The organism is Pseudomonas sp. UBT (assembly GCF_050915955.1).
Classification (GTDB): Bacteria; Pseudomonadota; Gammaproteobacteria; order Pseudomonadales; family Pseudomonadaceae; genus Aquipseudomonas; species Aquipseudomonas antarctica_A.
This window is the reverse complement of sequence record NZ_CP168079.1, coordinates 2,119,396-2,137,253: the sequence shown is the minus strand read 5'-3', so window position 1 is coordinate 2,137,253 and position 17,858 is coordinate 2,119,396. Positions and strand designations below refer to the sequence as shown.

At 60.9% G+C, this 17,858-nt stretch carries 15 protein-coding genes and 2 pseudogenes; 8 read left to right on the top strand and 9 right to left on the bottom strand.

Annotated features, from left to right (window positions below):
• Nucleotides 1-19 precede the first annotated feature (19 nt).
• Complete coding sequence (gene ppx, locus ACDZ94_RS09730) at nt 20-1,522, top strand: exopolyphosphatase (protein WP_064454665.1); 1,503 nt, start codon at nt 20-22, stop codon at nt 1,520-1,522.
• 128 nt (nt 1,523-1,650) lie between these two features.
• On the opposite strand, the gene ppk1 is transcribed toward ppx, so the two are convergent.
• Nucleotides 1,651-3,873, bottom strand: a complete 2,223-nt coding sequence (gene ppk1, locus ACDZ94_RS09725) for a polyphosphate kinase 1 (RefSeq protein WP_064454666.1) — start codon at nt 3,871-3,873, stop codon at nt 1,651-1,653.
• Between the two features lie 18 nt (nt 3,874-3,891).
• The gene (hemB, locus tag ACDZ94_RS09720) at nt 3,892-4,905 is read right to left on the bottom strand and encodes a porphobilinogen synthase (RefSeq protein WP_064454667.1); all 1,014 of its coding nucleotides are present in this window, start codon (nt 4,903-4,905) and stop codon (nt 3,892-3,894) included.
• Between the two features lie 208 nt (nt 4,906-5,113).
• Here hemB and ACDZ94_RS09715 point away from each other — a divergent pair, with 208 nt between their 5' ends.
• Nucleotides 5,114-5,749, top strand: a complete 636-nt coding sequence (locus ACDZ94_RS09715; protein WP_064455024.1) for a DedA family protein — start codon at nt 5,114-5,116, stop codon at nt 5,747-5,749.
• Here ACDZ94_RS09715 and ACDZ94_RS09710 read toward each other — a convergent pair.
• Nucleotides 5,730-6,965, bottom strand: coding sequence for a sterol desaturase family protein (locus tag ACDZ94_RS09710; RefSeq protein WP_064454668.1), 1,236 nt, complete (start codon nt 6,963-6,965; stop codon nt 5,730-5,732). The genes ACDZ94_RS09715 and ACDZ94_RS09710 overlap by 20 nt on opposite strands.
• Nucleotides 6,966-7,081: 116 nt before the next feature.
• Here ACDZ94_RS09710 and elbB point away from each other — a divergent pair, with 116 nt between their 5' ends.
• Nucleotides 7,082-7,747 (top strand): isoprenoid biosynthesis glyoxalase ElbB, encoded by a 666-nt coding sequence (gene elbB, locus ACDZ94_RS09705; RefSeq protein ID WP_064454669.1) that lies wholly within the window; start codon nt 7,082-7,084, stop codon nt 7,745-7,747.
• A 74-nt stretch (nt 7,748-7,821) separates the two neighbouring features.
• On the opposite strand, the gene ACDZ94_RS09700 is transcribed toward elbB, so the two are convergent.
• The gene (locus tag ACDZ94_RS09700; RefSeq protein ID WP_221295882.1) at nt 7,822-8,277 is read right to left on the bottom strand and encodes a YaiI/YqxD family protein; all 456 of its coding nucleotides are present in this window, start codon (nt 8,275-8,277) and stop codon (nt 7,822-7,824) included.
• Between the two features lie 2 nt (nt 8,278-8,279).
• Nucleotides 8,280-10,175: pseudogene (locus ACDZ94_RS09695) on the bottom strand (FTR1 family protein).
• Nucleotides 10,176-10,433: 258 nt separating this feature from the next.
• Here ACDZ94_RS09695 and ACDZ94_RS09690 point away from each other — a divergent pair.
• The 4 genes from ACDZ94_RS09690 to ACDZ94_RS09675 are packed head-to-tail and all read left to right on the top strand — an operon-like array spanning nt 10,434 to nt 13,592.
• Nucleotides 10,434-11,828 carry a COG3014 family protein gene (locus tag ACDZ94_RS09690; RefSeq protein ID WP_432751390.1) on the top strand — a complete coding sequence of 465 codons (1,395 nt, stop codon included), beginning with the start codon at nt 10,434-10,436 and terminating at the stop codon, nt 11,826-11,828.
• A 10-nt stretch (nt 11,829-11,838) separates the two neighbouring features.
• On the top strand, nt 11,839-12,210 hold the full coding sequence (locus ACDZ94_RS09685; RefSeq protein ID WP_432751389.1) for a YcfL family protein: 372 nt from the start codon (nt 11,839-11,841) through the stop codon (nt 12,208-12,210).
• 50 nt (nt 12,211-12,260) lie between these two features.
• Nucleotides 12,261-12,848, top strand: a complete 588-nt coding sequence (gene lpoB, locus ACDZ94_RS09680) for a penicillin-binding protein activator LpoB (RefSeq protein WP_064454673.1) — start codon at nt 12,261-12,263, stop codon at nt 12,846-12,848.
• A gap of 3 nt (nt 12,849-12,851) precedes the next feature.
• Nucleotides 12,852-13,592, top strand: coding sequence for a hypothetical protein (locus ACDZ94_RS09675; RefSeq protein ID WP_053258607.1), 741 nt, complete (start codon nt 12,852-12,854; stop codon nt 13,590-13,592).
• A 142-nt stretch (nt 13,593-13,734) separates the two neighbouring features.
• On the opposite strand, the gene ACDZ94_RS09670 is transcribed toward ACDZ94_RS09675, so the two are convergent.
• The 3 genes from ACDZ94_RS09670 to ACDZ94_RS09660 all read right to left on the bottom strand — a co-directional run bounded on the left by ACDZ94_RS09670 (nt 13,735) and on the right by ACDZ94_RS09660 (nt 16,938).
• Nucleotides 13,735-14,367, bottom strand: coding sequence for a LysE family transporter (locus ACDZ94_RS09670; RefSeq protein WP_064454674.1), 633 nt, complete (start codon nt 14,365-14,367; stop codon nt 13,735-13,737).
• A gap of 88 nt (nt 14,368-14,455) precedes the next feature.
• On the bottom strand, nt 14,456-15,028 hold the full coding sequence (locus tag ACDZ94_RS09665; protein ID WP_432751388.1) for a mechanosensitive ion channel domain-containing protein: 573 nt from the start codon (nt 15,026-15,028) through the stop codon (nt 14,456-14,458).
• Nucleotides 15,028-16,938 (bottom strand): ATP-binding cassette domain-containing protein, encoded by a 1,911-nt coding sequence (locus ACDZ94_RS09660; RefSeq protein WP_064454676.1) that lies wholly within the window; start codon nt 16,936-16,938, stop codon nt 15,028-15,030. The genes ACDZ94_RS09665 and ACDZ94_RS09660 overlap by 1 nt, the downstream gene beginning before the upstream one ends.
• Before the next feature lie 50 nt (nt 16,939-16,988).
• Between ACDZ94_RS09660 and ACDZ94_RS09655 the strand changes: the two genes are divergently transcribed.
• A complete protein-coding gene (locus tag ACDZ94_RS09655; RefSeq protein ID WP_407016372.1) occupies nt 16,989-17,450 on the top strand; it encodes a TIGR02444 family protein in 462 nt (153 codons plus the stop codon).
• A gap of 187 nt (nt 17,451-17,637) precedes the next feature.
• On the opposite strand, the pseudogene ACDZ94_RS09650 reads toward ACDZ94_RS09655, so the two are convergent.
• Nucleotides 17,638-17,858, bottom strand: a pseudogene (locus tag ACDZ94_RS09650) (hypothetical protein); the annotation flags it as partial.

Here is a 17,858-nt window from a genome sequence, read left to right as displayed (position 1 = left end):
CGACCGAGACCCCCAAACCATGCCGCAATCCCAAGCCAAGAATCTGTCCCTGATCGCCGCCATCGACCTGGGCTCCAACAGCTTTCACATGGTCGTGGCCAAGGCCCAGAACGGCGAAATCCGCATCCTCGAACGGCTCGGCGAAAAAGTACAACTGGCTGCCGGGATCGACGACGAGCGCCAGCTCAATGAAGAATCCATGCAACGCGGGCTCGACTGCCTCAAGCGCTTTGCCCAGCTGATCAATGGCATGCCTTTGGGCGCCGTGCGAATCGTCGGTACCAACGCCCTGCGTGAAGCGCGCAACCGCGGTGAATTTATCCGCCGCGCCGAGGAAATCCTCGGCCACCCGGTAGAAGTCATCTCCGGCCGTGAAGAAGCGCGCCTGATCTACCTCGGCGTCTCCCATACCCTGGCTGACACTCCCGGCAAGCGCCTGGTGGCGGACATCGGCGGCGGCAGTACCGAGTTCATTATCGGCCAGCGTTTCGAGCCGTTGCTGCGCGAGAGCCTGCAAATGGGCTGCGTCAGCTTTACCCAGCGCTATTTCAAGGACGGCAAGATCACCCCAGCACGCTATGCCCAGGCCTACACGGCCGCGCGACTGGAGATCATGAGCATTGAGCACGCCCTGCACCGCCTGACCTGGGATGAGGCCATCGGTTCGTCCGGTACCATCCGCGCCATCGGCCTGGCCCTGAAAGCCGGCGGCCACGGCACCGGCGAGGTCAACGCCGAAGGCCTGGCGTGGCTCAAGCGCAAGCTCTTCAAACTGGGCGATGCCGAGAAAATCGACTTCGATGGCATCAAGCCCGATCGCCGCACCATCTTCCCCGCAGGCCTGGCGATTCTCGAAGCGATCTTCGACGCGCTCGAACTGCAACGCATGGACCACTGCGATGGCGCCCTGCGCGAAGGCGTGCTTTACGACCTGTTGGGCCGCCATCATCACGAAGACGTGCGTGAGCGCACCCTTACCTCATTGATGGAGCGTTATCACGTCGATCTGGAACAGGCGGCCCGGGTGGAGCGCAAAGCCCTGCACGCCTTCGACCAGGTGGCCGAGGACTGGGACCTGGAAGACGGCGTCTGGCGCGAACTGCTCGGCTGGGCAGCCAAAGTGCATGAAGTGGGCCTGGACATCGCCCATTACCATTACCACAAACATGGCGCCTACCTGATCGAGCACTCGGACCTCGCCGGTTTCTCCCGCGAAGACCAACAGATGCTCGCGCTGCTGGTGCGCGGCCATCGACGTAACATTCCAAAGGACAAGTTTGCCGAATTCGGCGATGAAGGCATCAAGCTGATTCGCCTGTGCGTGCTGCTGCGCTTTGCGATCCTGTTCCACCACATCCGTGGCACTCAGGAAATGCCTCAGGTCACCCTGCGCGCCCGGGGCGACAGCCTCGACGTGGTATTCCCGAAAGGCTGGCTGGATGAAAACCAGCTGACCCAGGCGGACTTTGCCCAGGAAGCGGAGTGGCTGACACGGGTGGGATTCAGCCTGAACCTGCACTAAAGCACACTGCAAAACAAATGTGGGAGGGGGCTTGCTCCCGATAGCGGAGTGTCAGTTGACCTGTTCATCAACTGACCCACTGCAATCGGGAGCAAGCCCCCTCCCACATTGTTAGTCCGTATTGGCTATTAATTCACCGCCAGAATCGGGCTGCCCAGCTTCTCCAGCAACGTCGCCTGCGCGCTGCGCGGGTTCTGATTGCCGGTCGGCGTGTTGCGCACGTAACGGCCGTCCGACTGCAGGCTCCAGCTGTGTGTGTTGTCGGTGAGGTAGCTTTCCAGCTCCTTCTTGACCCGCATGATCAACTTCTTGCCTTCCACCGGGAAGCAGGTCTCCACACGCTTGTCGAGGTTGCGTTCCATCCAGTCCGCGCTGGAAAGGAACATCTGCTCCTCGCCACCGTTGAGGAAGTAGAACACCCGCGTGTGCTCCAGGAAGCGGCCGATGATCGAGCGCACATGGATGTTATGCGAGACCCCGACAATGCCCGGGCGCAGGCAGCACATGCCACGCACCACCAGGTCGATGCGCACACCGGACTGGCTGGCCTTGTACAGCGCGCGGATGATCTTTGGATCAGTCAGCGAGTTGAACTTGGCAATGATGTGCGCCGGTTTGCCGTCGAGGGCGAACTGGGTCTCCCGGGCAATCATGTCGAGCATGCCCTTCTTCAGGGTGAACGGCGCGTGCAGCAGCTTCTTCATGCGCAAGGTTTTGCCCATGCCGATCAACTGGCTGAACAACTTGCCGACGTCTTCACACAAGGCGTCGTCGGAAGTCAGCAGGCTGTAGTCGGTGTAGAGCTTGGCGTTGCCGGCGTGGTAGTTGCCGGTGCCCAAGTGGGCGTAGCGCACAATCTCGCCGGCTTCACGGCGCAGGATCAGCATCATCTTGGCGTGGGTCTTGAAGCCCACCACGCCGTAGATCACCACCGCACCGGCCGCTTGCAGGCGGCTGGCCAGTTGCAGGTTGGACTCTTCATCGAACCGCGCACGCAGCTCGATCACCGCGGTGACTTCCTTACCGTTACGCGCAGCGTCTACCAGCGCATCGACGATTTCCGAGTTTGCGCCGGAGCGGTACAACGTCTGGCGCACGGCCAATACATGCGGGTCCTTGGCGGCCTGGCGCAGCAGGTCGACCACTGGAGTAAAGGACTCGAACGGGTGCAGCAGCAGAATGTCCTGCTTGCTCACCACACTGAAGATGTTCTCGCTGTTTTGCAGCAGTTTCGGGATCTGCGGCGTGAACGGCGTGTATTGCAACTCCGGATGGCTGTCCAGGCCGGTGATGCTGAACAGGCGCGTCAGGTTCACCGGGCCATTGACCTGGTACAACTCGGACTCGGCCAGGTTGAACTGCTTGAGCAGGTAGTCCGACAGGTGTTTCGGGCAAGTATCAGCCACTTCCAGGCGCACCGCGTCACCGTAGCGACGCGAGAACAGCTCGCCGCGCAGGGCACGGGCCAAGTCTTCGACGTCTTCGGAATCCAGCGCCAGGTCGGCGTTACGGGTCAGGCGGAACTGGTAGCAACCTTTTACCTTCATGCCCTGGAACAGGTCATCGGCATGCGCGTGGATCATTGACGAGAGGAATACATAATTGTCGCCAGCGCCCCCCACCTCTTCCGGTACCTTGATGATCCGTGGCAACAGACGCGGTGCCGGGATGATCGCCAGGCCAGAATCGCGACCAAAGGCGTCGATACCTTCCAGTTCAACGATGAAGTTCAGGCTCTTGTTCACCAGCAGCGGGAACGGGTGAGTAGGGTCGAGGCCGATCGGGGTGATGATCGGTGAAATCTCGTCACGGAAGTAGCGACGCACCCAGGTCTTGATCTTGGCGGTCCAGTGACGGCGACGGATGAAGCGGACCTGATGTTTTTCCAGCTCGGGCAACAGAATGTCATTGAGGATCGCGTATTGGCGGTCCACGTGGCCATGCACCAGCTCACTGATACGCGCCAGGGCCTGATGCGGCTGCAGGCCGTCGGCACCGGCTTGTTCGCGGGCGAAGGTAATTTGCTTCTTGAGGCCCGCGACGCGAATCTCAAAGAACTCGTCCAGGTTGCTGGAAAAAATCAGCAGGAACTTGAGCCGCTCCAGCAGCGGATAGGACTCGTCCAGCGCCTGCTCCAGCACGCGGATGTTGAATTGCAGTTGTGACAGCTCGCGGTGGATGTACAGGCTGCTGTCATCCAGGTTGGTCACCGCCGCCACCGGGGCCGGCGCAGGGGCTTCGGGCACCACGGCAGGCGGAGCGGGCTCCAGCTCGGGCGGGGTCTCGGTGACTTGTTCCACCACCGGGTGAGCGTCTTTTACGGCAACTTCTGAGAGTCCTTCGGTATTCATCGAGTGTTCCTGTGAGGGCTATTGTTGCTCTCTAAGCAATTGGGCAGCGCGGGCGGCGAAGTAGGTCAGAATGCCATCAGCGCCGGCACGTTTAAAGGCTGTCAGGGATTCAAGGATCACCCCTTCACTCAACCAACCATTCTGGATCGCGGCCATGTGCATGGCGTATTCACCGCTGACCTGATAGACAAAGGTCGGCACCTTGAATTCCTCTTTGACCCGGTAAAGGATGTCCAGGTACGGCATCCCGGGTTTGACCATCACCATGTCGGCACCTTCGGCCAGGTCGGCCGCCACTTCGTGCAGGGCTTCATGGCTGTTGGCCGGGTCCATCTGATAGGAGGCCTTGTTGGCCTTGCCCAGGTTCAGCGCCGAACCCACCGCATCGCGGAACGGGCCGTAATAGGCGCTGGCGTACTTGGCCGAATAGGCCATGATCCGCACATTGACGTGGCCAGCCAGTTCCAGGGCTTCGCGAATCGCCTGGATGCGGCCGTCCATCATGTCCGACGGCGCCACGACCTGGGCACCCGCTGCCGCGTGGGACAACGCCTGCTTGACCAGTGCATCGACGGTAATGTCGTTCTGAACATAGCCGTCTTCGTCAAGAATGCCATCCTGGCCGTGGGTGGTGAACGGGTCCAGCGCCACGTCGGTGATCACACCCAGCTGCGGGAAACGCTCGCGCAAGGCGCGGGTGGCGCGCTGGGCGATCCCTTGCGGGTTCCAGGCTTCGGCAGCGTCGAGCGACTTGAGTTCGGAGGGTGTCACGGGAAACAGCGCCAGCGCCGGAATCCCCAGTTCAACCCAATTCGCCGCTTCTTCAAGCAGCAGATCAATGGTCAAGCGCTCCACACCCGGCATCGACGCCACCGCTTCCCGGCGATTTTCACCGTCCAGCACAAACACCGGCAAAATCAGATCGTTCGTCGTCAGCACGTTTTCACGCACCAGACGGCGAGAAAAATCATCACGGCGATTGCGACGCAGGCGGGTGGCGGGGAACAGGCGATTGGCAGGGGTAAAGCTCACGACAGACTCCTGAGCCCGCGTTTACGGGCGAGCGTTGCAGTTATAAGCGGCCATTATGACGAAGGAATGACAGTTGTGCTTATCGATGCGACCTGCAGTCGCATTCGTCGTTTATGTAGGAATTGTTCACTTCGTGACACATCTCGATACTTTCATGAATGTTCACGAAGGCGTAGGCTGCGCGTTCATTTCGCCAGCACCCCAGACCATGCTTCAACAATTTCTGCATGACTTCGGCTACTTTGCTCTCTTCCTGGGCACGTTCTTCGAAGGCGAGACCATTTTGGTTCTCGCAGGCTTCCTGGCGTTCCGTGGATACATGGATATCAACCTGGTGGTGGTCGTTGCCTTCTTTGGCAGCTACGCCGGCGACCAGCTGTGGTACTTCCTGGGGCGCAAGCACGGCCGCAAACTGTTGGCGCGCAAGCCGCGCTGGCAATTGATGGGCGACAAGGCCCTGGAACATATCCGTAAGCATCCGGACATCTGGGTGCTGAGCTTCCGGTTTGTCTACGGCTTGCGCACCGTGATGCCCGTGGCGATTGGTTTGTCAGGCTACCCGCCGGTGCGCTACCTGATTCTTAACGGGATTGGCGCTGCAGTCTGGGCGGCAGCCTTGGGCGCTGCGGCTTACCACTTCGGCGCGGTGCTGGAAGGCATGCTCGGCAGCGTCAAGAAATACGAGCTGTGGGTGCTGGGCGCCTTGGTGCTGTTGGGCTTTGGCCTGTGGTTGCGCCGCCGCTTCAAGAACGCCCGCATTGCCCGCCAGGCCTGCGAGGATGCAAAGGCCCGGCTCGCCGCCGAGCCGGCCCCCGTCGAAACGCCTAAGACACCCACCGAGTAAGCCGGCTTCTGCAACAGTAGAGGCCGATCACGCTGAGCAAGCTGTAACTCACCAAACCCAGCCAGCCCAAACTGCTGGCCGGCCATAACCCGACCAGCGGCGCCAGCCACACCAGTGGCACATTCAGCCCCAGGCGTACCAGCTCGGCTTTCAGCGCCCACGGGCGATTCTCCAGGGCTACGCCCAACGTAAATAACCCCACCGCCACCGCACTCCAGCCCAGGATCAGCGCCGCCGTGGGCAGCCCCTCGCCGAAGTTCATCAAATAGCTGCCAAAGCCCACATACGCGGCAAATTGCAGCGCGATATAGACCTGCTGGCGCGCATCCAACGGCACTTCAAATTTGCGGAACTGACTCAAATCGGGTTTGGCCATCGGGTATTTGGCCTTCACGTCCGCCGGGCGCCAGCCAGTGCGCATGAACCAGATGCGCAGCTTGTCCCACCATTTTTCGGTACGTCGTGCATCACTCCACAGCTGCGCATAAAACTGCAGGTTGGCCCATAGCGGGTTCCAGCTGGCCAAGGGCGTGGTCACGCCAAAAATCACCGGTTCGTTGTCGTCTTCTTCCTGGAAGCTGCCGAACAGCCGATCCCAAATAATGAACACCCCGCCGTAGTTGCGATCCATGTAGAGAGCATTCTGTGCATGGTGGGCCCGATGATTGGACGGTGTCACAAAGAACCACTCGAACCAGCCGAGCTTGGGCACATGCCGGGTGTGCACCCAGAATTGATACAGAAGATTGAGCGAGGCCACGCTGATAAACACCACCAGCGGCACGCCCAGCACGGCCAACGGCAAGTAAAAGATCCAGCTCAACAGAAAGCCGGTGCTGGTCTGGCGCAGGGCGGTGGTGAGGTTGTAGTCCTCGCTCTGGTGATGCACCGAGTGCGCGGCCCACAGGATGTTGCGCTCATGCCCGCAGCGATGCAGCCAGTAGTAGCAGAAGTCATAAAACACAAAGGCGAACACCCAGGTCCAGACACTCTGGGCCGACAGTTCGATCAGTGCCAAATGCTTGAGCGCGAACGCGTAGGTCAGCAACCCCACGCCCTTGGTCAACAGCCCCGTGGTCGTGGACAGCACACCGGTGCTGAGGCTGTTGATGGCATCCGCCACCCGATAGTTGCGCTCGCCGCGCCAGTGGTCGGCCAGCAGCTCAACCACGATCAAGGCAATGAAAAACGGTACCGCGTAAGGCACGAAGTCCATGGGCTAGTCCGGTCTATTTTTGTTACATCAAGATTAGGTGTAGCAACGCCAGATCCCATTGGCAACAGGTGACAAATTAGTAGACATTTAACGCCACGAAATAGGGAGAAATACTCATGAGCAAAAAGATTGCAGTGATCCTTTCCGGCTGTGGCGTGTACGACGGCGCAGAGATCCACGAAAGCGTCATCACTTTGCTGCGCCTGGACCAGCGTGGTGCTCAGGTCCAATGTTTTGCACCCGATATCGCGCAACATCACGTGATCAACCACCTCACCGGCGAAGAGATGCCCGAATCGCGCAATGTGCTGGTGGAGTCGGCGCGTATCGCCCGGGGTGAGGTGAAGGACATCCGTGAGGCCAACGCCGAAGACTTCGACGCACTGATCGTGCCCGGCGGTTTTGGCGCGGCGAAGAACCTCTCGACCTTTGCCGTGGAAGGCGCCGGTTGCAGCATCAACCCGCAGGTTCTGGCGCTGGCCGAAGCCTTTGCCGAAGCGGGCAAACCGGTCGGGCTGATCTGCATCTCGCCGGCCCTGGCCGCGAAGATCTATGGCCCCGGCGTCACCTGCACCATCGGCAACGATGCCGCCACCGCCGCCGCCCTCGATAAAATGGGTGCCACCCACCGCGAGTGCGCGGTGGAGGATATTGTCGAGGACAAGGCGCGCAAGCTGGTGAGCACCCCTGCCTACATGCTCGGCAAAAGCATCAGTGAGGTGGCGTCGGGCATCAACAAACTCGTGGATCGCGTGCTGGAATTGACCCACGAGAACGATTGAACAGACAGTCGAACACTTAACGGTGGCGAGCGGGCTTGCCCCGCTCGCCACAAAAAGCCTTGCTTACAACCAGGTCAGGACGGGCGCATCAACTTGGTCAGTATCCTGTCCAGCGCGTTGGCGAACGCCTGCTTGTCCTTTTCCCCATGGGGCGGTGGGCCGCCGCCCATTTGGCCTTGTTCGCGCAGATCAGTGAACAGGTTGCGCACCGCCAGCCGTTCACTCATGTTCGCCGGGCTGAATTCCTTGCCCCGTGGGTCGAGGGCGGTGACACCCTTCTTCACCAAACGGTCGGCCAAGGGCACATCGCTGCAGATCACCAGCTCGCCGGGCACCGCGTGCTCCACCAGGTAGTCATCCGCCGCATCCGGGCCGCTGGGTACTACGATCAGCTTCACACAGGCAAAGCTCGGCTTGATCTGGCTCTGCCCCGCGACCAGCACCACGTCGAATTGGCGCTTGAGGGCGAACTTCACCACTTGGTCCTTGGCCGCGCGCGGACAGGCGTCCGCATCAATCCAGACGCGCACGATCAGGCCACCACACGCTGTTTTTCGGCCAGACGGCTGCGGCCGTAAAGCACCACAATCGCCAGGATCGCCAAAGCCTGCGCACTCAACGAGTACGCATCGGCATGGATGCCCAACCAGTCGAAGTCAAAAAACGCCACCGGCCGCGTACCGAAGATGCCCGCTTCCTGCAACGCCTTCACGCCATGCCCGGCGAACACCACCGACAGCGCACACAGCAACGCCGCGTTGATGCCGAAGAACAGCGCCAACGGCAGCTTCGCCGAACCCCGCAGGATCACCCACGCCAAACCCACCAACAGCACCAGCGCCGTAGCACCACCTGCCAGCACTGCGTTGTGCACGGCCGGGCCGGCTTGCAGCCACAGGGTTTCGTAGAACAGGATCACTTCGAACAGCTCACGGTACACCGAGAAAAACGCCAGCAGCGCAAAACCAAAGCGCCCTCCGCCGCCGACCAGGCTGCTCTTGATGTAATCCTGCCAGGCTGCTGCATGGCGCCGATCATGCATCCACACGCCAAGCCACAGCACCATCACACTGGCGAACAGCGCCGTGCAACCTTCCAGCAATTCGCGCTGGGCACCGCTGACGTCAATCACATACGCCGCCAACGCCCACGTCGCCAGACCGGCCAGTAGCGCCAGGCCCCAGCCGACGTTCACACTGCGCACCGCCGATTGCTGGCCGGTGTTACGCAGGAACGCCAGGATCGCCGCCAGCACCAGGATGGCTTCCAGGCCTTCACGCAACAGAATCAACAGCCCGGAGATATAGCTCAACGACCAGCTCAAGCCATCGCTGCCCAACAAGCCGGCGGACTCGGCGAGCTTGCCTTTAGCAACGTCCAGACGCTGCTGCACTTGCTCGATCGGCAGGCCGTCCTGCAATGACTGCCGGTAGGCCATCAGGGCTTTCTCGGTGTCCTTGCGCACGTTGGCGTCAACGTTATCCAGAGAGCTTTCCACCAGCTCGAAGCCCTCAAGGTAAGCGGCTACCGACAGGTCATAAGCCTGCTCGTGCTCACCGCTACGGAATGCGGCGAGACTCTTGTCCAGGGTGGCGGCGGTGTAGTCGAGCAACTGCGCCGGGCCACGCTTGACCTGTGGCGGTTGTGCGCGCTGGGCACGGAAGGTCGCGGCGGCGCCTGGACCGTTTGCGGCCAGCACTTCATTAGGCGTCTGGCGTGCCAGGTCGGCGAGGTTGAAGGGCTGTTCACTTTTTGCCGCAGCCGGGTCCGCTGTGAAGCCGGCGATGTAAGTGGCCAGGTCCCAGCGCTGACGGTCATCCAGTTGATCGGCGAAGGACGGCATGTCAGTGCCTTCAACGCCCAGGCCGAGGGTGTTGTAGATCGCATAGAGGCTCAGGCGGTCCAGACGCACGGCATCTCGCAGGTTGGCAGGTGGCGGCGTCATCCCCGTACTGGCCGGACCATCACCCGCGCCGGCAGTGCCGTGGCAAACCGAGCAATGCTGGGCGTAGAGCGGTGCGCCACGTGCGGGGTCGGGCGTGATGACCGGCGCCTGGCTGACTTCATAGGCCACCGCCAACTTGGCGCCCAACTGCCGGGCCAGGCGAGCGACAGCTGCGCCATCCTGGTGGGCGGTCACAGCCGCTAACAATTCGTCGACGCCCTTGACCAACTCCGCGCGCTCCGGCCTTTCCGGCAGCTCAGTCACCAGGCCCTGCAACACGCCGAGAAACTCCAGTTATTCGCGATATTCAGATTCATCGATAACCTTGCCCGCCTCCACCGTCGGTGGGTAGTCAGCGCCAATGTAATCCAGCAAATGCAGGGCTTGTGGGGCGCCCTCGGCAGTCGCGGCCAGCAGATTGAAGCTGCACGACATCAGGGCCGGCAGCACCAGCCAGGCGAGAAAACGGAAGGGGGCAATCATGAATGAATCTCAAAGGTAAATACGAAGTAACACATTGTTTAACTTTAAAGGCTCTGACTCAAGGCGTTCGTGATCTGGCGCTTGGAATACCACTAACGGATTGATGGCACTCACCGCATTAAGGCGTAACAAAAAGCCATTGTTTTGCTAGTAATGGCGCCTATAATGCCGCGCCCTGTTATTTCTAAAGGGTATTTATTTCCTCGTTTTTATGAGGAATTTGCACATCTGCTTATCACTTTCAAGGAAGAAGTTTGCATGGCATTTCGCGCCTTGACCCCGCTCACGCTTGCGGCGGTTACCTTGCTTTCCGGTTGTTCGATGTTTCGCAGCTACGACACTGAGCTGCAAGCCACTAACCAGCAGTTGGCCACCGGTAACGTCGATGGCGCCCTGACCCTGCTGGAAAAGAACAACACCGGCGAAGACAAGGACCTGCTCTACTTCTTCGAAAAGGGTGAGCTGTTGCGCGCCAAAGGTGACCTCACCGGCAGCCAGACCGCCTGGCGCAGTGCCGACCTGCAGGTCTACAAGTGGGAAGAGTCGGTCAAGTTCGACAGCGAAAAGTACCTCGCCCAGTTCGGCAGTTTCCTGGTCAACGACAAGGTGCGCCGCTACGAAGGCTACGACTACGAAAAGGTCATGCTGACCACTCAAATGGCCCTGAACCTGCTGGCCGTGAATGACTTCGACGGCGCCCGCACCGAAATCAAGAAGACCCACGAGCGCGAAGCCGTTATCGCCGACCTGCGCGACAAGGAATACCTCAAGCGCGAAAACGAGGCCGAGCGCCAGGGCGTAACCACTCAGATCAAAGACCTGCGTGGCTACCCGATTGAAGCACTGGATGCGCCGGATGTGGTCGGCCTGAAGAACAGCTACCAGAGTGCGTTCAGCCATTACCTGGCAGGCTTTGTCTACGAAGCCCTGGGAGAGAAAGACCTGGCCGCACCGGGTTATCGCAAGGCTGCCGAGTTGCGCCCCAACACGCCGCTGCTGGAGCAAGCGCTGATGGACCTGGACAAATCAAGGGTAGGCGCCGACGAGACCGACGTGCTGATCGTGGTGCAGAGTGGCCTGGCACCGGCGCGTGACTCGATCCGCCTACCGCTGCCGATCCCGATCGACGGCCACCTGGTCATCACCCCACTGTCATTCCCGGTGATCAAGGCAGACACCTCGACCGCGACCTTCAGCCAGATCGGCGTCGACGGCAAGCAGCAGAACCTCACGGCACTCAATAGCACCACCGCCATGTCCCGCCGCGCCCTGCGTGACGACATGCCTGGGATCATCCTGCGCACCACCGTGCGTGCAGTCAGCCGTGGCGTGACGCAAAACAACCTGAACAAGACCAACCCCATGGCAAGCCTGGTGCTGGGCATCGCCTCGGCGGTGACCGAAGGTGCTGACACCCGCACCTGGCGCACCCTGCCGGACATGACCCAAGTGACGCGCCTGCGCCTCAAGCATGGCGAACACCAAGTCAGCCTGCCCAACGCCTTGGGCGGGACGCTGGTGACGGTCAAGGCCGACCAGCGCTATCAAGTGATCACTCTGCGTGTGGTCGGCAACCAGGTTTTCGCCGGTGGCCTTGCCGCGCATGTGGTGCCAGGCACTTCCGCTCAGGCCATCGCCCTCAAACAACCTTAAGGAGCACGTTATGCGTCATTTCATCCTCGGCGCCCTCGCGCTGATCCTGCTCGCCGGCTGCGCCACCCCACCGCCACCGGAACCCGGCAGCGCCGCCAGCAAAATCGTGGTGATGGGTAAATTCAAAGGCATCGCCGTCGGTGCCATTCGCGTTGCCCGCGAAAACGGCTTCCTCACGGCCAAAGTGCAGCTGAGCAACATCACCAGCAGCAACCAGATGATGTATTACCGCTTCGCCTGGCTGGGCGCCGACGGTTTCCCTGTGGGCGATGAAGAAACCTGGAAAGTGCTGAACCTGTACCCCAACCAGGCGACCTTCCTGCCCGCCATTGCCAATTTGCCCCAGGCCGCGGACTTCCGTCTTGAAGTGAAGACGCGTTGAGTCGCGCCCCTGCTCTTCAACTAAAAAGCCTGTTTCAGAGAGATTTCCCCATGTTCGTACGCTTCTCGTTCCTCGCCGTGGTCGCCCTGCTGGCCAGCGGTTGCTCCAACACCTCGCCGGTACTCGGCGGCAAGAACATCAGCTACGGCGACACCAAGGCCGTGGAGTTGGTGACCAACGAGTTCGGTTCCACCGACCTGCAGATGATCGCTGAAAGCATGACCCGCTCTCTGGCGCAGTCCGGCATTCTGCAAGGCCGTCCGGTGGTGCAGGTGTATGACGTGAAGAACAAGACCAGCGAGTACATCGATACCCGCGAGATCACCACGTCGATCAAGACCCAGTTGATGAAAACCGGCACCGCGCGCTTCGCCAGCGACAACACTGAAATGCAAAGCCAGGTCGACCAGCTCAAGCTGCAGAACCAGAGCGGCCTGTACAAAAAATCCACGGTGAGCAAGACCGGCAACATGGTTGCCGCCAAGTACCGCCTGGAAGGCTCCATCAGCTCCATCGTCAAGCGCAGCTCGGACTACAAGGACGTGTTCTACAAATTCAGCCTGCAGCTGATCGACGTCGAGAGCGGCCTGGCCGAATGGATGGACGAGAAAGAAATCCGCAAAACCACGGAGCGCTAAGCAATGCGTGCATGGATCGGCATGATCGGCCTGCTGTGCGCCTTTGGCGCCTCGGCCGCCCCTAAGATCGCGGTAACCGACCTGGCCTACGAGGCGCGGGTCGAGGAGTACATCCACGCGGTGTCGGCCAGCAATAACTTCCAGGCCAGCGCGTATCAGGCCAGCGGTGCGTCGAACTACAGTGAGTACGAGAGCCGTACCAGCTACATCGAACAGACCGAGCTGCGTAAATTCAGCGGTGACATCAAGGGCGAAATCCTCAAGTCGCACCAGTTCCAACTGGTGCAGGGAACGCCCTACACCGCCGACGCCAAGGGCGACGTCTATGACGTGATCAAGCGCATCAAGGCCGGTAACTTCAAGGGTGCTGACTACGTGCTGTTCGGCACACTGTCGGACATCGACTTCACCCAGGACATCAATGCCCTGGACCACACCAACAGCTATTCGGCGGTGCTGGGCCTGACGTTGGTGGCCGACTTCAGCCTGATCAACACCCGCACCTTCGAGATCACCTCGGCATTTACCGCCATGGGTGAAGGCCAGGACACCAAGCTGGTGAACAGCCGCGATGTGCGCGTCAGCCTGAACCGGCCACGTGTCGTGAAGGAAGTCTCGAAAGCCTTGGGTGAGGATGTAGCCAGGCAGTTGGCGGAACAGTTGGGCGGCGGGTATCAAGACCCGGGCAAGCCTGCGTTGCGCAATAACCTGCCAAGGGATGAAGCGCCAAAGATTCTGCGCTGAGCCCTCACTTCAAAGCCAGCACATAACCAATGTGGGAGCGGGCTTGCTCGCGAATACAGTGAATCAGTCACTATTTCTGTTGACTGACATAGCGCATTCGCGGGCAAGCCCGCTCCCACACTTTTTAATCCCGTTTGTTCAGTTACGCCGTTGCGCGATGCAAGCTGGCCAAGAACCCCGCAGCCCCGACGAACAAACCGGCAAACGTACGGTTCATGCGCTTTTGCTGCTTGGGCGTGCGCAACACACGCAAGACTTTCGACGCCAACCCCGTATAACCCGCCATCACAATCATATCGACGCCGATCATGGTCGCGCCCAGGATCAGGTACTGGATCAGCAAAGGCGCCTGCGGGTTCACGAACTGCGGCAGCACCGCCAGCATGAACACCAGAGCCTTGGGATTGCTGGCGTTGACCAGGAACCCACGGAACATCATCGCCATCGGCTTACCGATCGGGCGTATCGCCGCGTCCTCGCTCATGTCCATGGGCAGGGCACGCCATTGCTTGATGGCCAGGTACACCAGGTACGCCACACCAAACCATTTGATCGCATAGAACGCAGTGGAAGACGCCGCAAGAATGGCACCCAGCCCGCCCGCCACCACGGCAATCTGCATCGCCAGGCCCAGTTGCAGGCCAATGGCATTCCAGTAACCGCGCAGGAAACCGTATTGCAAGCCGCTGGACATCGACGCGATTGCGCCGGCACCGGGGGACAGGGAAATGATCCAACTGGCCAGGAAAAAGGCCAGCCATGTGTCGAGTGCCATTACACACCTCAGAAGGGAGTTTGCCGTCAGGCCTTAAGCTAACTCCGCCGACCGAAGGCTGGCTATAGATTTTTAAAAGATCTGAGCGCTAGCGGTCGCCCGGGAACACGTGAGTGCCGGGCCAACGCCGCACGGAGCGCTGGAAGAACAAGCTGTTAGGCACTTGTACCATCGCGCTGTCGGTACCGGCATCTTCCACTTCGATCAACGTGGTGTAGAGCAGGTTGATCGCCACTACCCGACCCTTCACGCCAGGTTTATCGACAGTGTCCACCAACTCGACGATATCACCGAGGCGGAACGGCCCGACGGTGAAAATCAAGATAGCGCACAGCAGGTTGGACAGTACCGACCACATGGCGAAGAACGCCACAGCGGCAACCGCGACAAACCCTGACAGTGCTGTCCACAACACCGTGGCGGACACGCCCAGGCGGCCCAGCACGAAAATCAACGCACTGCCCATGATCAGCCAGCGCAGGCCGCCGCGCAGAGGCATCAGCAGTTGCGGTGGGAACGGGTAGCGCTCACCCAGACGGGTGAGACCTTTGGCAACAAAACGCTGGGTGAGATAACCAGCCAGCAGAATCAGCAGGATTTGCGCGCCGATCCAGGCCGGCTCCACCCATTGCGTCGGTAGCGGCAGTTGCAGCGCCTCCATCAGGACAGCGCCTCCAGCTCCGCTTGCAAGCTTTCCAGCAGCTCGAGGGCTTCCATCCAGGTTTCCTCCAACTGCCCTTCACGCACCTTGAGTTTGGCCTGTTCGGCCAGCAGGTCGCGCAGCTCGTCCTTGCGCGCCGCCTCGTAGACGGCGCTGTCGCCCAGGCTGGTTTCGATCTTGGCCAGGCGCTCATGCACCTTGCCCAGCTCGGCTTCCAGCTTGTCGGCTTCACGCTTGTGCGGCGCCAACTGCTGACGCAGTGCGGCGGCGGCCTGGCGCTGGGCTTTTTTGTCGGTTTTGTCCGGGTTGACCGGCGTGTTGCTGACCGGCGAGTTGCGCAGACGGTAATCCGTCAGCCAGCGTGCGTAATCATCCAGGTCACCGTCGAACTCTTCGACTTTGCCGTCAGCCACCAGCAGGAAGTTGTCGGTGGTGCTCTTGAGCAAGTGGCGATCGTGAGACACCACCAGTACCGCGCCACTGAACTCCTGCAGGGCCATGGTCAACGCCAGGCGCATTTCCAGGTCCAGGTGGTTGGTGGGTTCGTCGAGCAACAGCAGGTTCGGTCGGTCCCAGGCGATCAATGCCAGGGCCAGACGCGCCTTTTCGCCACCGGAGAAATTCAATACCGGCTCATCGATGCGCGCGCCACGGAAGTCGAAGCCACCGAGGAAGTCGCGCAGGGTTTGCTCACGCTCGGTCGGCGCCAGACGCTGCAGGTGCAGCAACGGGCTGGCCTTGGAATCGAGGGAGTCCAGTTGATGCTGAGCAAAATAGCCCACCACCAGGTTCTCGCCACGGGTCAGGCGGCCGGCCAGCGGTTGCAGTTCACCCGACAGGTTCTTGATCAGTGTCGACTTGCCGGCGCCATTAGGGCCGAGCAAACCGATACGTGCGCCCGGCGTGAGCTGCAGCTTGACCTTCTCCAGAATGGTTTTGTCGCCATAACCCAGGCGCGCATCCGAAAGGTCCAGCAACGGGCTGGAGATCTTCACCGACTCACGAAATACGAAGTCGAACGGCGAATCGACGTGGGCCGCCGACAGCTCCTCCATTCGCTCCAGGGCCTTGATCCGGCTCTGGGCCTGACGGGCCTTGGTGGCCTGGGCCTTGAACCGGGCGATGTAGCTTTCCATGTGCGCGCGTTGCGCCTGCTGCTTCTCGAAAGCCTGCTGCTGCTGGGCCAGACGCTCAGCACGCGCGCGTTCGAACGCGGTGTAGCCGCCACGGTAGAGGGTGATTTTCTTCTGTTCGACGTGGGCGATGTTGTCGACCACGGCATCGAGGAAATCCCGGTCGTGGGAAATCAGCAGCAAAGTACCTGGGTAGCTCTTGAGGAAATCTTCCAGCCACAGGATCGCATCGAGGTCCAAGTGGTTGGTCGGTTCGTCGAGCAGTAACAAGTCCGACGGGCACATCAGCGCCTGAGCCAGGTTCAGGCGCATGCGCCAACCACCGGAGAAGTCGGCGACCGGGCGGTCCATCTGCTCATTGGTAAAGCCAAGACCGGCAAGCATCTTGCGGGCGCGGGCGTCGGCGGTATAGCCATCGGCACTGTCGAGTTCCGAGTGCAGGCGGGCCTGAGCCGCGCCGTCCTGGGTTTTCTCGGCCTCGGCCAGGTCGTGTTGCACCTGGCGCAGGCGCAGGTCGCCATCGAGCACGTAGTCGATCGCAATGCGGTCCAGGGTGTCGATCTCCTGGCGCATATGGGCGATGCGCCAGTCGGCCGGCAGCAAGCAGTCCCCGGAATCCGGGGTCAGCTCACCCAGCAACAGGGCGAACAACGTGGATTTGCCGGCACCGTTGGCACCGATCAGGCCGGCTTTGTGACCGGCGTGCAGGGTCAGCTCGGCGTCTTCGAGAAGACGTTGCGGGCCACGCTGTAATGTTAGGCTTTGAAGTCGGATCATAATGGCGGCGGAGTCTACCAGCTTCGTCGCTCGCTGGCTTGGGTGTGAATATGTGCGCTGACCTGTGGAGCTTTGCCCTCTCGACTTACGCCCGGCCGGGCGTTGAAGCCGCTTGCCTGCGCTTGCAGGATCAAGGCGCGGATGTGTGCCTGTTGCTCTGCGCCGCCTGGCTGGAGCGGCGCGGCGTGGCGCTTGAGCCCGAGCGTATTCAGGCGCTGCAGCAGGTTGCCCTGCCGTGGCAGAAAAATGTGGTCGAACCGTTGCGACAGATGCGCGCGCAATGGCGAGCCATGGCGCAACAGGATTTACCTTTGGCGGCGTTACGCGAGCGGGTCAAAGCCCTGGAGCTGGAAGCCGAACGGGAGTTGTTGGCACGCCTGGAAGTGTTGACGCAGGCATGGCCGACTGAAGAAGGGGATCAACTGGGGTGGCTTGAAGGTCTGGCGGCCGGAACCGCCAACCTTGACCGCGACGCGCTGCAGCAACTGCGCGTCGCGGCCACCGGCGCTTAGGAAGCGCTGGTTGGGGTGGTGCTTGGCGCTACCGGTGCAGAAGTGCTGCTGGCCGATGCCGTTGGAGCGGCGGACGCTGCCGGCGTAGCAGACGAAGCTGCCGGGGTAGCAGGCTTGGCCAGTGCTGGTTTCGCAGCAGCAGGTTTGGCGGCTGGCTTGGCGGCTGGTTTTGCAGCCGTGGTTTTAGCTACTGGCTTGGCAGCTGGTTTCGCAGCAGCCGGTTTGGCAGCTGGCTTGGCGGCTGGTTTCGCAGCAGCGGTTTTAACAGCTGGCTTGGCGGCTGGTTTCGCAGCAGCGGTTTTAGCAGCTGGCTTGGCGGCTGGTTTTGCAGCAGCGGTTTTAGCCGCTGGCTTGGCGGCTGGTTTTGCAGCAGCGGTTTTAGCAGCTGGCTTGGCGGCCGGTTTCGCA